The organism is Chryseobacterium sp. LAM-KRS1 (assembly GCF_013184525.1).
Taxonomy (GTDB): domain Bacteria; phylum Bacteroidota; class Bacteroidia; order Flavobacteriales; family Weeksellaceae; genus Chryseobacterium; species Chryseobacterium proteolyticum.
On record NZ_JAAOIZ010000007.1, the window covers coordinates 280,971 to 298,250 of the forward strand.

The 17,280-nt window shown below is 36.7% G+C and carries 16 protein-coding genes and 1 pseudogene; 2 read left to right on the forward strand and 15 right to left on the reverse strand.

Going from position 1 to position 17,280, the window contains the following annotated elements; all coding sequences use genetic code 11:
• Positions 1-7: 7 nt before the first annotated feature.
• From G9C87_RS20515 to G9C87_RS20585, 15 genes are all read right to left on the reverse strand, one after another.
• Entirely contained in the window at positions 8-1,057 is a 1,050-nt protein-coding gene (locus G9C87_RS20515) for a cytochrome-c peroxidase (RefSeq protein WP_410499611.1), read from the reverse strand.
• Complete coding sequence (locus tag G9C87_RS20520; protein WP_172284637.1) at positions 1,047-1,883, reverse strand: MbnP family protein; 837 nt, start codon at positions 1,881-1,883, stop codon at positions 1,047-1,049. The genes G9C87_RS20515 and G9C87_RS20520 overlap by 11 nt, the downstream gene beginning before the upstream one ends.
• A gap of 213 nt (positions 1,884-2,096) precedes the next feature.
• Complete coding sequence (locus tag G9C87_RS20525; RefSeq protein WP_172284639.1) at positions 2,097-2,465, reverse strand: hypothetical protein; 369 nt, start codon at positions 2,463-2,465, stop codon at positions 2,097-2,099.
• 3 nt (positions 2,466-2,468) lie between these two features.
• Positions 2,469-3,143, reverse strand: coding sequence for a superoxide dismutase (locus G9C87_RS20530; protein WP_172284641.1), 675 nt, complete (start codon positions 3,141-3,143; stop codon positions 2,469-2,471).
• 109 nt (positions 3,144-3,252) lie between these two features.
• On the reverse strand, positions 3,253-3,936 hold the full coding sequence (locus tag G9C87_RS20535) for an SCO family protein (protein ID WP_172284643.1): 684 nt from the start codon (positions 3,934-3,936) through the stop codon (positions 3,253-3,255).
• Entirely contained in the window at positions 3,923-4,198 is a 276-nt protein-coding gene (locus G9C87_RS20540; RefSeq protein ID WP_172284645.1) for a YHS domain-containing protein, read from the reverse strand. The genes G9C87_RS20535 and G9C87_RS20540 overlap by 14 nt, the downstream gene beginning before the upstream one ends.
• A gap of 116 nt (positions 4,199-4,314) precedes the next feature.
• Complete coding sequence (locus G9C87_RS20545) at positions 4,315-4,674, reverse strand: hypothetical protein (RefSeq protein WP_172284647.1); 360 nt, start codon at positions 4,672-4,674, stop codon at positions 4,315-4,317.
• A 142-nt stretch (positions 4,675-4,816) separates the two neighbouring features.
• Positions 4,817-6,775: a heavy metal translocating P-type ATPase gene (locus G9C87_RS20550; RefSeq protein ID WP_172284649.1), complete on the reverse strand. Its 1,959-nt coding sequence runs from the start codon at positions 6,773-6,775 to the stop codon at positions 4,817-4,819.
• A 44-nt stretch (positions 6,776-6,819) separates the two neighbouring features.
• Entirely contained in the window at positions 6,820-7,239 is a 420-nt protein-coding gene (locus G9C87_RS20555) for a Fur family transcriptional regulator (RefSeq protein WP_172284650.1), read from the reverse strand.
• Between the two features lie 16 nt (positions 7,240-7,255).
• A complete protein-coding gene (locus G9C87_RS20560) occupies positions 7,256-8,152 on the reverse strand; it encodes a cation diffusion facilitator family transporter (protein ID WP_172284674.1) in 897 nt (298 codons plus the stop codon).
• Between the two features lie 20 nt (positions 8,153-8,172).
• Complete coding sequence (locus tag G9C87_RS20565) at positions 8,173-9,045, reverse strand: bestrophin family protein (RefSeq protein WP_172284652.1); 873 nt, start codon at positions 9,043-9,045, stop codon at positions 8,173-8,175.
• 31 nt (positions 9,046-9,076) lie between these two features.
• The gene (locus tag G9C87_RS20570; RefSeq protein ID WP_172284653.1) at positions 9,077-9,817 is read right to left on the reverse strand and encodes a methyltransferase family protein; all 741 of its coding nucleotides are present in this window, start codon (positions 9,815-9,817) and stop codon (positions 9,077-9,079) included.
• A 45-nt stretch (positions 9,818-9,862) separates the two neighbouring features.
• Complete coding sequence (locus G9C87_RS20575) at positions 9,863-11,107, reverse strand: efflux RND transporter periplasmic adaptor subunit (protein WP_172284655.1); 1,245 nt, start codon at positions 11,105-11,107, stop codon at positions 9,863-9,865.
• Between the two features lies 1 nt (position 11,108).
• A complete protein-coding gene (locus tag G9C87_RS20580; RefSeq protein ID WP_172284657.1) occupies positions 11,109-15,467 on the reverse strand; it encodes a CusA/CzcA family heavy metal efflux RND transporter in 4,359 nt (1,452 codons plus the stop codon).
• A gap of 139 nt (positions 15,468-15,606) precedes the next feature.
• Entirely contained in the window at positions 15,607-15,930 is a 324-nt protein-coding gene (locus tag G9C87_RS20585) for a DUF6660 family protein (RefSeq protein ID WP_172284659.1), read from the reverse strand.
• A gap of 276 nt (positions 15,931-16,206) precedes the next feature.
• Between G9C87_RS20585 and G9C87_RS20590 the strand changes: the two genes are divergently transcribed.
• On the forward strand, positions 16,207-17,064 hold the full coding sequence (locus G9C87_RS20590) for a cell wall anchor protein (protein ID WP_172284660.1): 858 nt from the start codon (positions 16,207-16,209) through the stop codon (positions 17,062-17,064).
• A gap of 7 nt (positions 17,065-17,071) precedes the next feature.
• Positions 17,072-17,280, forward strand: a pseudogene (locus G9C87_RS20595) (hypothetical protein); the annotation flags it as partial.

Genomic DNA, 17,280 nt, shown 5'->3' on the forward strand with positions numbered 1-17,280 from the left:
TTAAAATTTATTCTGAGAATTTTGGGTTGGTAACAAAGTCTTTATCAGATAGAGTTTTCAGGAAAGCAATAATGGACTGCTTCTCCGCATTGTTCATCGTGAGTCCGATATGTCCGTTTTGTTTAAGCAGCGGATCAAGGTTAGGATTGTCCTCTACATTATCCGAGTAAAAATTAAGAACAGCATCCAGGGTATAGAATCTCCCGTCATGCATATAAGGTGCTGTATATTCCACATTCCTTAAGCTGGGTACCCGGAATTTCATCCAATCTACCTGATCCAATGTTACCCTATAACGCCCGGCATCCTTAAACTGACTATTGTAATACATCCCTGTATTGCGGAAACTTTCATCCGTAAACAATTCTCCGCTATGGCATGAGGAACATTTCTGCTGGAATAGTGCCATTCCCTTCATTTCCGTTGTAGTAAAAGTTGCTTTTCCCTGCTTATACTGGTCATACTTAGAATTACCAGAAATCATCGTTACCATGAACTGTGACAAAGCCTTCAAAACCCTTTCCCCTGTAATATATTCATCACCATAAGCGGCTTTGAAAAGATTTCTATACTTACTGTCGGCATTTAATTTAGCAATCACTTCAGGCATTGAACTATCCATTTCGTTTGCGTCAGTAATAGGAATAATGGGTTGCTCATTAAGGTTATGAATTACCCCATCCCACATATATCGCTTTAAGAATGCCATATTCTGGATAGGAGGGGCATTGCGTATTCCGATCCTGTCATCCACCCCATGGCTCACATTATGCCCATGGTGCGTAAAAGCATTTTCCTGTATATGGCAGAAGCCGCACGAAATGGTATTATTTCGGGAAAGCCTTCCTTCGTAGAATAATTTCCTTCCCAGCTCTACTCCATTTTTGGTGATCGGATTCCCAGTTTTATCAAACGTCATTTCAGGAAAATAAGCTGGAAACTGTAAGTTATAAGCCTCATCCTTTTCCAATGGCTCAATAACCTCATCTGAGCACGATATGATATTAAAAAATGTAACAATAATCAATCCTGCCTTCAGAATATTTTTAATCTTCATCATTATGAACGTGGTTTACAGTAAACATTTTAGTAAGGTTGTTGGTTACACTTACCAAATGCGGACTCGATCCCATCATCATATCGTTAGATGTATTCAGGGTAAGTTTTGTGTCACCACTCAGATACTGATTAAGATCGGCCAGAATATGAATCGACGGTCTTATTTTTCCGGTCACTCTAGCCGTTGTTGGTAGGTCTAAAGTAATTTCCCGGTATAAATCAGGAGTATTATTAGCCGCTACATTTCCCATATTTCCCGTATGATTCATAAACTCCTTCTCTACAGCAGTACTTCCATATTTCCCTTCCAGCTTTACAAAAACATAGCCCGCAGCCCAGGACCAGGACATTCCTTTTGTTTTAGCTTTATTCCAAAACTCTGCCTGCCCGTCCATTCCCAGGAGATAAGCATTCTGGCTGATTCCCAGACCGAACTTCACTTTTTTATAATTGTTTTTAGGAATTCCGGTAAGGTTTACATAAACGATTCCTGCTACGGCATCTGCCTGGTCTATGATAAAGGCTCCTTTATCAGGATTATTTTCATTGTATTTAAATTCTTTCCCGGATTCATCAATCAGGCTGATATTACTTACAATATATTTTAAAGTAGAAAACTGGTGTTTTTGTCCGCTTGAAGAAGTTTGGGTTGTCTGATTCAAAACAATACTGCCAAGGTTATTGAATCCGTTTTCAAACTTTATCTGTAGGTTTCCCGGTGTAGTATCCTGTGAATTATCCCTATCGTCATTATTTTGACATGATGAAGCACTAAGTAATATAAGGCCAATAAACAATAGAGATAAAAATTTATAAATTTTCATTGTTGATTTTTTAAGTTGTATTTGTTTGAATAGAAATAAATATCGAATGTTGAAAACATTCATTTTTTCAATCCCAATAGACATAAAAGTTTTAGCACTTTAGAATTATAAAGTGAATCATGAAACAATTATGATGAACACATGAGTGTGGAAAATCTGTAATTTTCGCAGTACGTGAACTTTAACAATTGGAGATAAAATGTATAAACAACTTTAAAAAACCGGCGGCCTGAAAATATGTTTCAGGAAAAGAAAAGAGTAATTCTTTTGATAAATAAAAGTAAAATTGTGATCGTATGTTAGACCTGTGTTTTTTATTTCTGTAATTTCCGGAAGGATGTAGATATCAAGAATTTTTTGTCCGGAAGTTTTTCCCTTACTCAAAGGGGCTGTTTCTGTATCATTGGTTTTAGCGAGTTCTTTACTCAAATAACATTTACCATTACAATTCAGCTCTGGTTTGTTTTTGTTAACACAAAGAACCTCAGCAATATAATCATAATTTACAGCATATTCCATGATGGGGATCAGAGGTCTGACCACGATATAGAAGGTAAGGAATATGCTGCAAATATAATTCATGATCTATTTTTTGCTCAGTGCGTTTTCATATCTCTTACTTACCTCTTTCCAGTTTAATACATTCCAGATCGCGGTAAGATAGTCAGCTCTCTTATTCTGATATTTTAAATAATAAGCATGCTCCCAAACATCAATTCCAAGAATTGGAGTTCCTTTTTCTTCTACAACATCCATTAAAGGATTATCCTGATTAGGAGTTGAAGAAACAAACAACTTCCCGTTCTTATCCACGGAAAGCCATGCCCAGCCGGAACCAAAACGATCAGCTCCTGCCTTGCTCATTTTTTCTTTAAAGGCATCAAGACTTCCAAAAGTTTCTGTAATTGCTTTTAGTAATTTCGCAGAAGGCTGGGTATTTTTCTCAGGCGTTAACATGGTCCAGAAAAGTTCGTGGTTAAAATGTCCTCCGGCGTTGTTTCTGATCGTTGGACTAAGAGTTGAAACTTTAGAAAGGATCTGGAATAAAGTCTCTTTTTCCTGAGGTGTTCCAGCAATTGCCTTATTCAAATTACTTACATACCCCGCAGCATGCTTTGTATAATGGATTTCCATCGTTTGTGCATCTATTGAACCTTCCAACGCATTGTAAGCATATGATAAAGGAGTTTGCTTGAATTGCGCAAAAGCAAATTGCGCCGCCAAAACTGCACCTAAGGCAGCTATTTTCATAATCTTCATAATGTTTTGTATTTATGGTTTAACATTTTTTTAAAGAGTAAGTTTGATGATGGAAGACAAGGGTCAAAGACCTTTATTTATAATCAATACACTTCCTGATATCCAACTTTTAATTTACTAACTTCTTAATATCTTCAATCAGCCTTTCCCTGTCCGGATGATATTTGCCGGTAAGCTGGGTTTCTTTTCCTTCAGGATCCTTATAGTTTAATCCTGAATAGTAAAGGATTGGCATATTGTCTTTATTATATCTGCAACGGATATTTCCTTCCTGATCAACAAGCGCAATCATCCCACTGTGATTAAGACTCTCTCCCTCATCTTCTTTATCCCCAACATAAATATTGAACTGATCCGCAAGGTTTCCAATGTAGGTACGGTCTCCGGTTAAAAAATGCCAGTTGGGAGATTTTGCTCCGATTCTATTGGCATGTTGTTTCAACGTTTCCGGAGTATCGTTCAACGGATCTATGCTTATGGAAATAATCCCAAACTCAGGATTGTTAATCTCCTCTTCGATCACTTTCATATTGCTGTTCATTACAGGACAGATGGTGGGACATTTACTAAAGAAGAATTCCACCAGATATACTTTACCCAGCATATCTCTATTGGTAATCTTTTTATTATTCTGATCGGTAAGCTCAAAATCAGGAACCTTCATTACAGTATAAAGGTTTTTTTTAAAATAGCTCATACCAAAACCTACTCCCAGGAAAATAACTGCAATAATTGCAATGGGAATAACGATCCTGCTTTTTGAGCTTTGGGTTGTTTTTTTATTTTTGGACATATTTTTCAGGATTTTTGTTGAATTCGTCCTTACAGGAAGCACTGCAAAAACCGTACACCTTGTTCTTATATGTTGCTGTAAATTTTAAATAATCTGCCGTTTTCATATGACATACAGGATCTTCAGCGTTGACTACTTTTACCTTAAGGTTCTCTTTTGGAGTCATCATACTTTTGCTATGCTTTACTTTAGGTGTTTCCTGGGCACAGGAAATAAATGATACTGACAGCAGCAAAGCTGTCAAAATGAATATATGTTTCATTGGATTGAAATGAAAATTTATAATAATGGATTAATTCAGAGATGTGATTAAAACTAATCACATAATAAATAGCTAATAAAGATTAGGTATTCGACTAGTAAATTAGTTATTATAAATTATCCTAAAGGAGGATGGAATATCCTGGAAAAATAATCTGAAGAATGGGATTTTATATAGCCTGGATTAGCAACTTTTTGCAAGAGTTCAAATCTTTTGGCATCAGCAAATGAAAGAATATCATTGGAAAGAAATACATCAATAACAGAAATTTTTATCGTTTGTGGCCCCGATTGCTTTTCTGTTTTAGCGAGTTCTTTTTCTACATAACATTTACCCTTACATGTAGATTGCGGTTTATCTCTATTTTCACAGAGATTTTTTACAATATAATCATAGTTAATCGCATAGTTCACTAATGGCAATACAGGACGTATTGCTATGATAAAAATAATGAATATGGATATGAAAAGTTTCAATGATCAATTCTATTCCACAAATATACTACTCAAATTCTTCTTAAGTATAATTTATGATGAAAGTCATCGATATTTTTTCAGACAGAAGCCTTACCGAAATTCAGCAAGGCTTCTTATAATTAAGTTTAATTATGGTTTATGATTAAAATTTCATCCTTTGGATCCTTACGGCATTAAGTATTGCAATCAGTGAAACTCCGACATCTGCAAAAACCGCTTCCCACATCGTTGCCAAACCTCCTGCACCAAGGATCAAAACAATTCCTTTTACCACAAATGCCAGGGTAATGTTTTGCCATACAATCTGTTTGGTCTTCCTACCTATATTAATGGCCATAGGAATTTTACTTGGCATGTCATCCTGTATTACAACGTCAGCTGTTTCAATCGTTGCATCACTTCCCAGTCCACCCATTGCAATTCCTACATCACTCAAAGCGACAACCGGAGCATCATTCACTCCATCACCAACAAAAGCAACCGTCTCATTTTTAGCTTTGATAGCTTTTACTTTATTCACCTTATCCTCTGGAAGTAAATCCCCATAAGCATTTTGAATTCCCAAAGTATCCGCTACATATTTTACAACTGAGCTTTTATCGCCACTCAGCATGGTTGATTTTATATTTAATGCTTTTAATTTATTGATCGTTAATTGCGCATCGTTTTTAATGGTATCTGCAATAGTAAGATATCCTACAAACTTATTATCATAAGCGACCGCAATTAATGTATACACAATATTATCCGGGTTGATATCATACTGAATATTGAATCGATCCATCATTTTGAAATTCCCAACCAATAAATCTTTTCCATTAATTGTTGCTTTCAGCCCGTGCCCTGCAATTTCCTCTACGTTTTCCATAGGAATGGAATGATCTATTTCTCCTACATACTCATGAATAGCTGTTGCTACAGGGTGCGTACTCTGGCTTTCTAAAAGGTTAACTAGCTTCAATATTTCATTTTTATCAAACTCAGGCTTGAAGTCCACTTCCTGAACTTTGAAAACACCTTCTGTCATTGTTCCGGTCTTATCCATTACAACATTCTGGATTTTAGCAAGTGCATCTAAGAAGTTACTTCCTTTGAACAGAATTCCATTTCTGCTTCCCGCTCCAATCCCTCCGAAATATCCCAAAGGAATTGAGATCACCAATGCACATGGACAAGAAATCACAAGGAATACTAAAGCTCTGTACAGCCAATCTTTAAATTGATAGTCCGCTACAAAGAAATAAGGTAATAATGCAATTGCTATAGCAAGCAATACCACAATCGGAGTATAAACTTTCGCAAATTTTCTAATGAATAATTCGGTTGGAGCTTTTTGCGCTGTAGCATTTTGAACCAGCTCCAGGATCTTACTCAGTTTACTATCCTGATATGCAGTGGTAACTTTAACCTGGCTAACAGTATTTAAATTGATCATTCCCGCAAGCACTGCATCACCTTTGGTTTTGGTATCCGGCTTACTTTCTCCTGTTAGTGCAGCTGTATTAAATGAAGCAGTTTCTGAAAGCAATTCTCCATCCAGCCCTAATTTCTCTCCGGATTTCAGTTGAATAATCTCTCCTATGCCTACAGTCTCTGCTTTCACGGTTTGTGGTTGCCCACCTTTTAAAACAGTTACCTCATCCGGACGCTGATCTAATAATGATTTGATATTGCTTTTCGCCCTTGTAACGGCCAAAGTTTGAAATACTTCTCCAACGGCATAAAAAAGCATTACTGCGACTCCTTCAGGATATTGGGCAATAACAAATGCCCCAATTGTTGCAATCCCCATTAAGAAGAATTCTGAAAACACATCTCCTTTAATGATGCTTTCATAAGCCTCTCTTAATACTGGAAGTCCAACAGGAATATAGGCCGCTGAGTACCAAACGATCCGAACCCAACCGGTAAACCATTCTGTTTTTATATAATTGTCTAAAGCGACACCGATCATTAATAAAACAAAAGAGATCACTGCAGGTAAAAACAACTGGAAAGTCGTTTTATCTGAAGTATCATGAGAGTGACCGTGATCATGGCCATCTCCTTCAAAATGATTGTGCTCTTTTTTTTGAGGTTTTGTATTACAGCATTCTTCCATAACTTATAATTTTCAACAAAATTAATTTTAAAACAAGTGCAATACTATTGCAAACTTTCCAGACAATCTTCGCAAATCCCTTTAGCAAAAAGCCTTATTTCATCAATCCGGAAATTAGTTTGGATGTTATCTGGAAATGAAATATCTTCTTTACAGGTCGTTTGCTTACAAATTTTACAGTAAAAATGAAGATGCCAGTCTTTATGTGTTTTCTCGTCACAATCATCATCGCAAAGCTTATACTTGGTAGTTGTATTTTCCTGTATCCCGTGAACAATTCCTTTCTCTTCAAAAGTTTTTAAGGTCCTGTATATAGTTGTTCGGTCTGCATTATCAAAATGACTTTCAATTTCAGACAATGACAAAGCAGCTTCCTGAGAGCTCAAAAAATCATATACCAGGATACGCATACTTGTTGGTTTGGTATTTTTGTCTATAAGCTTATCTTCTATATCTTTTTTCATTTCTGATATTTTTTAATTAATAATGGGTAACATCTTCCTGATAACTTTCTTCCTCAATCTGAAAAGTAGTATGGCTGATGGTAAATCTGGATGTTGTTTCTTCGGTCAGTTTTTCCAGCAGCTGATTTTGAGTAATTGTATCATCTTTAACAATATGAGAACTCATGGCATTTACGCCGGAAGTAAGAGACCACACATGGAGATCATGCACGCTTTTTACGCCAGGAACCTGTTCCAGTGATTTACGTAACACATCAATGTCTACATCTTTGGGAGTACTCTCCAGTAATACATTAACAGCTTCCTTAAGAAGTCGCCAGGTTCTGGGAAAGATCAATAAGCCAATTGCTGCTGAGATCAATGGGTCGGCATAGTACCAGTTGGTTGTAAGCATAATTACACCTGCAATCATAACTCCCACAGAAGTAAGCATATCCGAAAGAACTTCAAAATAAGCGCCTTTCATATTGAGACTCGCTTCAGAATCTTTTCTCAGGATCAACATTCCCGCAATGTTTACTACAAGTCCGATTCCTGCAACAATCAACATTGATTTACTCTGCACTTCTGGAGGGCTTTTAAATCTCTGATAAGCTTCAAATAAAACATACACGGAGATTCCCAGCAGTACCACGGCATTGATCACCGCTGCCAATATTTCTGTACGGTAATATCCAAAAGTTTTTTTGGAGTCCGCTTTCCGTTCTCCGATTTTTATTGCAATAAAAGCCAGTAACAATCCTACCACATCTGTAAGCATGTGAGCGGCATCTGCAAGCAACGCAAGACTATTGGTAAGAATTCCTCCAATAACCTCCGCAATAAGATATGTTCCACTAAACGATAATACAATAAGAAGATTCTTTTTATGTTTACTGGCTGCGGAAACTGTTTGTGTGTTTTTTTCGTTCATCATTTCAAAAATAAGTTGGGTTACATTTCGTAGTATAAAGGATTTTCTTTCTTCATAGGAACATTCTTTTCCCCGACCATCTGTCTCAGGTTAATTTCTATTGTCTGTGCTAAAGAAGTCATTGGGGTATCAACAGGTGTATTTTCAAAAGGATCCTGCATGATGATTGATGTTCTTTCTATAGCGATAAACATTGTAGGAACTAAAATAGTGACCAATACTTCGATTATCAATTGATTATCATCCAATCCAAATGGTAAAATAGCAGCAAATACATAGATTAACACATGGACCAAAATACTATATGATCGCGGGAAAACCGTATTCTTTAATCGCTCACATTTTCCCATGCTATCACAAAGCTTTGTAATGGCATCATTAAGTTGTAATTGTTGAAATTCTGAGATTTCCCCTGAAGAAAAAGCTTTTCTTACCTGCCTGGAATGTTCATCGAGTAATGCATTCGGAACATTTAAAGCATCAATTTGATGAGCAGTAAGATATTCCTGTACCTTTACAGAAAAGGGCAGCTTTCTAAGCGATTCCCCTAACGCAAAAGTCCAGATGATCTGTCTTTCCGCGAATTCCTGTGCTTGTTTTTCCGGTAAAAACTGAATTGCTAATCTGATCAAAGTCCGGGAATCGTTTACAATGGCTCCCCAGACAATTCTTGCCTCCCACCATCTTTCGTAAGATTGTGAAGTACGGAAAGCCAATAACAGAGAAACGGCCGTTCCCACTAATGCAGGAATATTCAGAGGAAGTGATATTTTTCTAAATCCGGGAAGTAAATCTAAAAGCCCTATACAAAAAGCAAATATGCAAATGAAAAGAATCTGAGATTTTATTTCATTAATGAAATACCAAATGGATAATCTTTTGTTTAATAACATAATTATTTTTTTTAAATTAAGTTCTAACCCTTTAAGATCTGTTGTTTTCTAAAAGTCTCGTTTTCATTTTTAATACTTTGAGTACAAAGTACATCATCATTGTAATGATCGTACCAGAAATGAACAACAAATTATGATCAGAATGATCTCTAATCCATTCTCCTGTAATATCGAAAAGCGTAAAGATCAAAAACATAGCAAAAAGCCCATTCTTCTCTTTCTTCAACACCTTTTTTAGACTAAAAGAGAGCTCGTTCTTCCTAAACAATCCTAAGTTAGGAATAAAAACCGGTACTTTGGATGCCCAATTTCTATATTTTTCTCCAAACTTTCTTTCTAAAAATTGCTCTTCTGCATAAATAATCCGCTCATAATAAATCCAGTAAAAAAGAATGAAGGAAACGATAAACCATAAGTTCTGTGTAAATAAGGCAAGCCCCAACCACATAAAAAAGTTCCCTAGATATAAAGGATTTCTTACTACACTGTATATTCCTGTTGTATTAAGTGTATCAGCTACCTGGCCTTCTGAGGTATTCCTTCCCGAGGTATTTTTAGGTGTATATCCCACTGTATAAACTCTAATCCCTAAACCTACAGCACTTATTAAAAGGCATGCAAATTCGTATAGAATTTCGCAGCTCGTTGTTTCTTCTTTTAAATTCATTTGAACAGAAACCACAAAACCGATAAATAAAATACCTATCGGTAATGTGCTTCTATATTTGAAAAGCCAATTCCCTTGTTTTTCAAGTTCTTCTTTTAAAGCCATCTTGTGAAATAATATTATTGTGTTTTTTTGTCGGAAGGCTTTTAATTAATCCTGCTCGCCAGCATTGGTGAGCTTTGCATTTACAAAAAATGTACTTTTCACTACTATTTTAGAATCAGGGGCAATTTCTGTTACCGGAGTTATTGCTGTATAACCCATATCAGAAGAACCTTTTACCACTTCAATTTTCTCAAAATTGATCATTTTCACATTTTCTTTAGGCATTTCTTTCTTAGATTTTTCTTCATCATGATTTTCAGCAGGCTTTTTATCCGTTTGCACAAAAATATAAGACTTGCCATCTGCTTCTACAATTGCATCATTAGGAACAGCCGGTGTGGTTGTTTTTTCGAGACTTACAATTCCTGTAATGCTCATTCCATCAATTAATCCTGCCTTATTCCCGATTACATTACAGTGTACAGAAATCGTTTTACTCGCATTCTCAAAAGATGAACCTATGCTGAATACTTTGGCATCATACTCTGTCTCCGGGTTGTTGGTTAGATTAAAATGAACAATTTGCCCAACTTTCATTTTCGGAAGATCTTTTTCGTATATCTGTAAATCCAAGTGAATGGATTCATTATCAATAACTTCAGCCACCGGAGATGAAACATCAACATAGCTCCCTATTTGTGCAGAAATACTACTCACAGTTCCATTGATAGGTGATGTTATTACCAAACCTGATCTCATATTTGCATTGTTAACAGCACCGGGGCTTATTCCCATCATCTGAAGTTGCCTCAACAAAGAGGCCTTCCTCGTTCTGAGGGTTTTTAATTCTGCATCGGAACTCTGCAGGTTTTTCTTGGCTCCTGCATCATTATCAAAAAGCTCTCGTTGTCTTCTGTACTCCTGTTCCGCAAATGTAATTCTACTATTCACAGTCAGGTATTCTTCCTGAAGTCTTATAAATTCAGGATTGGCAATTGTTGCGATCACCTGTCCTTTTCTCACCACACTACCTACCTGAACAGTAAGCGTTTTAATAATTCCTCCATATAAAGAGGTAATGGTGGCTTTACTGTTATTAGGTACATCCAAGGTACCATTGGCTTTAACGGTAGAAGTTAACTCCTTCATTTCAATGGTTCCCATTGTAATTCCAACAGCTTTTATTTGTTCTTCCGTTAATGAAGCAATAGTCTCGGAAGCTTCTGCGGGTTTCTCAATTTTTTGCTCTGCTTTTCCCGCAGGATTTTCCGCCACCTCTTCCTTTTTACTACAACTTACAGTTAACAAAGAAAGAGCAATACAATATATGATGATGTGTTTTTTTCTCATTTTATTTATTAATTATTGAATTAATCGTTACAACAGATTGGTTCACCTGCTGGATGGATTCCAGGTATTTTAATTGAATATTTGTCGCAGTCTGCAAGGCGAAAAGATACTCTACATAAGTAATTTCACCTGTTCTATATCCTAACTGAGCCGCTTTTACAATTTTCTCAGCATTAGGAATCGCTTGCCCCACATAGTAATTATATTGCTGCGTATCCTGTTGATATTGGGTTAATGCATTTTGCAATTGAGTGGAAAGCTGATTCTTCTGATACATAGCATTGGTTTCCGCAACCTGCTTCTGAAATTCCAAAGATTTTATTCTCGCCTTTGTCGCTCCGAAAGTTAGAGGAATTGCTATTCCTACATTTACAAAGCTAAACCGGTTGCCTGAGTTATAAAATACTTCCTGTCCGTTTACTGGATAAGATCCTGTTAAAGACTGGTTGGTATATCCTAAACTGAATTCCGGAAGTCCCTGCGCTTTTTCTACATTTTTGTTTCTTTCAGCAATTTCCATTTCCTGATAAAATGCTTTAATTGTAGGGTTATTATCAACCTCTTTGCTGTCCAGAATATTTCCGGATTTAAGTGGCTCATAATTTCCGTTAAACGGGACCTCAATGTCCTCAGAAATATTTAAAAGTGTCTTTAAATTTTTATATGCGTTATTTAAAAATACCTGATTTTGATTGAGCAAAAGGTTGATTTCTCCTTGTTGGGTTTCAGCAGTACTGATCTCAATCTTTTTTATGTCCCCAGCCTTGAACCTTACGGTGGCTATACGAATGAAATCGCGATACAGGCTGTCCAGATTCTTTAATTGCGCTTTATTATATTGCAGATATTCAATCTGATAATAATAGGAGCGAACCTGTTTAACAAGCTCATTCATAGAAATTTCCTTCTCTATCTGTTTACCTTTTATAGTTTCCGCAATTAATTCTTTTCTGGCTTTGAATATGGTAGGAAAAGGAATACTTTGTGAAATTGCAAAAGATTGGTCAAAAGTAGGACTATTATACTGCCCGAGCTGTGCATTAAAATTCATTTTTGGCAATTCTTTAGCCGTAGGTTTTAAAGCCCTTGCAGCCTCAATACCCAGGTCTTTGGATTTCAGTCCGGGATTGTTCGCCACGGCCTGTTCTACTGCCTGTTCTACAGTCAATGTTCTGGATTGAGCGCTGGCGAATTGACCCAACATTATAAATCCAAGAATAATCACCGGTGTAAATGGTTTCATTTTCATCTTCTTAATTCGAAGTTTTGTATTGAAAATAATATACAGCATTGGTAACACAAATAAAGTAAGAAAAGTAGCACTGATTAATCCACCGATTACAACGGTTGCCAATGGTTTCTGAACCTCAGCTCCTGCGCCCGTGGAAATCGCCATGGGTAAAAATCCTAACGATGCTACCGTTGCAGTCATTAATACTGGTCGAAGCCTTGTTTTAGTCCCCTCCATCACTCTTTTAAAGATATCTTTTTCGCCTTCTTTTTCTAATTCATTGAAGGTTCCTATCAATACAATTCCATTAAGAACCGCTACTCCGAATAAGGCAATAAATCCAATTCCGGCACTGATACTAAAAGGCATCCCTCTTACAAGAAGGGCAAAGATCCCACCAATAGCACTCATTGGAATGGCTGTAAAAATCAATGCCGCCTGTTTTAAAGAGTTGAAAGTGAAATACAATAATAAAAATATCAACAACAGCGATATAGGTACCGCAATCATAAGACGCTGGCTAGCCTCCTGAAGGTTTTCAAATTGTCCACCGTAAGTATAATAATATCCTGCAGGTAGCTTAACGTCTTTGTCAAGCTTCTTCTGAATATCCTGAACCACACTCTGTACATCACGTCCTTTAACATTAAAGCCTACAACAATTCTACGTTTTGCCTGTTCGCGGCTGATTTGTGCGGGCCCCATTTTGTATTTGACATCTGCGACCTGTGAAAGCGGGATCTGTGCTCCTGTTTTAGTATTGATCATCAGGTTATCAACATCATCAATATTAGTCCTATTAAGACTATCCAAGCGAACAACCAGATCAAAACGTCTCTCATTCTCAAAAACCTGACCGGTACTTTTTCCTGCAAACGCGGTACTTAAGGCGTTATTTACATCTTCAATATTGATTCCGTAATTAGCCATTCTTGTTCTGTCATAAGTAACATTGATTTGTGGAAGTCCACCCACTTTTTCAATTTGAGGAGCATTAGCTCCGTTTACCGATTGTATTGCTTTTCCAACTTTCTCTGCATAAATGGCCAGGGAATCCAGATTCTCCCCGAAAATTTTAACGGCTACGTCCTGTCTAATTCCCGTCATCAATTCATTAAAACGCATTTGGATCGGCTGGTTTCTTTCAAAATATACCCCGGGAATCGCTTCCAGTTTTTTACTGATCTCATCTCCCAGTTCCGCATATGATTTTTTTGTTTTCCACTCGCTCTGCGGTTTTAGCACCACAATGATATCTGAAGCCTCTGGTGGCATCGGGTCAGTAGGTACTTCGGCTGATCCGGTTTTTCCTACAACCATTTTTACCTCATCAAATGACTTGATGATCCTTGATGCCTGCATGGATGTTTCCAAACTTTGACTCAATGAGCTTTGCTGAGGTAGGATACATTGAAATGCATAGTCTCCTTCCTGCAATTGCGGGATAAACTCCCCTCCCATATTTTTGAATATGAAAATTGAAATCACAAAAATAGAAATCGTTATAGTGACAATTACGAGCTTCAATCGAATGGCTTTTTGCAACAAAGGCTGATAAATACCTTGAAGGAAGTCCATAATTTTGTCACTGAGTGTCTTTTTATGACTAACATTTTTAGAAAGGAACAACGAGCTTACCATTGGAATATAAGTAATGGATAAAATGGTAGCTCCAATAATTGCAAATCCTACTGTTTTTGCCATTGGGGTAAACATTTTACCTTCTACTCCTGCTAAAGAAAGTATTGGAATATAAACGATCAGAATAATGATTTGTCCAAAAATGGCACTATTCATCATTTTGGACGCTGCCGTTCCTACTTCCTTATCCATCTGGATCTGCGTAAGCTTCCCGCTGTTTTTATTATGTAATAAATGCAATGTTGCCTCTACAATAATAACGGCTCCATCTACAATAAGTCCAAAATCTATTGCCCCCAGACTCATCAGGTTGGCACTCACCCCAAACACATTCATCATTCCTAAAGCAAATAATAAGGATAGAGGAATTGCTGACGCAACAATAAGCCCGGCCCGAAGATTTCCAAGAAAAACAACAAGTACGAAAATTACAATTAATGCACCCTCTACCAGATTTTTCTCTACTGTTTTCATTGCTCTTCCCACGAGATCGGTCCTATCAATGAAAGGCTCAATGACTACGTCGTCAGGAAGAGATTTTTGAATAGTAGGGATTTTAGCTTTCACATTGTTCACCACCTCATTACTATTCGCTCCTTTCAGCATCATTACGACTCCACCCACGGCATCTACTTTTCCGTTATAGGTCATCGCTCCATATCGCACAGCACTTCCAAAACGAACATCTGCGACATCTTTTATGTATATAGGAATACTTCCTGTTTCATTTTTCACTGCTATGTTCCGAATATCTTCTAACGAAGTGACCATTCCGACCCCGCGGATAAAATAGGCATTCGGTTTTTTGTCAATGTAAGCACCTCCGGTATTCTGATTATTTTTTTCTAAAGCAGTAAAAATATCGGAAATACTTACTCCCATCGCTTTTAGTCTATTGGGATTAATACCAACTTCATATTGTTTCAACTCACCTCCAAAACTGTTGATTTCTGCAACACCAGGAGTTCCGTTAAGCTGTCTTCGAACAATCCAGTCCTGCATGGTCCGAAGATCTTTAGCACTGTATTTTTTTTCGCTTCCTTTTTTCGGATGCAGAATATATTGATATATTTCTCCTAATCCCGTACTTACCGGAGCAAGCTCCGGAACGCCAACTCCTTTGGGAATTTCTTCAACGGCTTGTTTAAGTTGCTCACTAATAAGCTGTCGCGCAAAATAAACATCAACATCTTCTTTAAAAACAACTGTAATCACAGAAAGTCCAAACCTTGATACACTTCTCATATCTTCAATGCCTGGAACATTTGCTATACTCTGTTCAATTGGAAAAGTAACCAATTGCTCTACCTCCTGTCCCGCTAATGTAGGACATACCGTAATAATTTGAACCTGATTGTTCGTAATATCAGGTACCGCATCAATGGGTAATCTGGTAGCACTCCAGACTCCCCAGATAATCCACAGTAAAGTCATTAAACCAATAATGAACTTATTCTTAATACTGAATTTTATAATTTTATCTAACACAAAAAAGATTTATTTTATTGAAATTATATGCACAGACATTTTAAAATGTCAAGTGCAAAAATATCATGAAGATCCATGCAATAGAATTGCAAAGTTTCACGTAAGGTTGGAAAGCTGTGCTTTCCCTAAATCAATAAAATTAAATTTTAGGAGGCTGCCAGATGTTTTCGTAAACCTGATAGGCAAAGTTATTTTTGTGGAAAAGAATCTTTTTGGAAAAGTAGGCCTGTTCTTGTCTTGGAATACTTATCTGAGGTTCCATTTTAAAAGCCGCAACCGTTATCTGACAACAATTGCAAACACACAATGGAGAACAGATATCTCCCTGATCCTTTGAATGGGACTCTTCAACACTTAGTGCAAAGTCGGATTTGGAAGAACTCAATTGTTTATGCACATCTTCACATGGCATTATGGATAATGCCGCAAAATAAAGCGCTAAAATCAATCTTAAGAAGTTCATCTGGACAAAGGTAGAATTTTTTTATTAAAAAAATATTAAATAAAATTAAACATACTCCATTAGCATATTTTTTAACTGGAGAGCATTACATATACATATAAATTTATGAATCTATATAGTATTTGTTTGCACACTCATCCAAATGATGGCATCTTTGAATGGGAAATAACTCCTTTTTTACTTCTTATAATACGCTATAAAAATAATATGAAATTCATACTATTTCAATAATATAAAAATATTTGCATTTTAAAATTTAACAAAAATTAACAATTCATGAAAACTACACTTGTACCGCTATTTATAGCCGTATCTTCTATGGCTTTTGCCCAATCCTGGAATCTTACAGGAAACTCAGGAACTACTCCTCCATCTAATTTCATCGGCACCATTGATGACCAGGAACTTGTTATCAAAACAAATAACATGGAAAGACTTAAGGTATTTAACGGACCTTATGCCAATGGTATTGCTATCGGAAACTCTGCGGCTGCAGGAACCGTTAACGGAGCCAAATTAGAGCTTGCAACTGTTCTTTGTAATGGCTGTGCTTCACGTTGGTCTGTTGCATCAGATGCAGTGATCAGAACTTTGGGAAGCCATAATCTAGAATTCCATATGCCTAATGACAATGCGGTTGATCCTAACTCTGATACCTCAACTCCTAATTCATCCGGAATCACCAGGATAAAATTTACAGATTCAGTTCACCCAAGCAGCCTTGTGGTTTTCAATACCGGAAAAGTGACCGTAGGAACAGATCAATATGATAATGACCCTAATTTCATCTTTTATGTAAGAAAAGGAATAAAGGCTGAACAAATAAAAGTTGAAAATCCTGCAACCAACGGATGGGCTGATTATGTCTTTAAAAAGGATTATAAATTGAGATCATTGGAAGATGTTGAAAAGCATATTTCAGAAAAAGGACATTTACCAAACATCCCTTCTGCCGGAGAAGTAGAAAAAAACGGAATCAACCTGGGAGAAATGGATGCTAAGCTGCTTGAAAAAATTGAAGAATTAACATTGTATTCTATTGAGCAAAATAAAACGTTGAAACAACAATCCGATAAGATTGAAAAGCTTGAAAAACAATTGTTGTTGTTGCTTCTTTCAGAAAAAACGAAATAAGTAAACTATGAAAAGAAAACTACTTTCCTTATTTTCTTTGTTGATTGGTGTTTTCGGGTTCTCACAAACCGAAGTCTATTTCAAGTATGACGAAGCCGGAAACCAGAGATACAGAGGTACAGATGTGAATGGTAAAAAGGCCCCTGAGGACTTCAAGAACGTGGCCAAGAGCGAAGAAAAACCTAAAGCTGAAGAGGTAAAGACAATCGCTGAGAT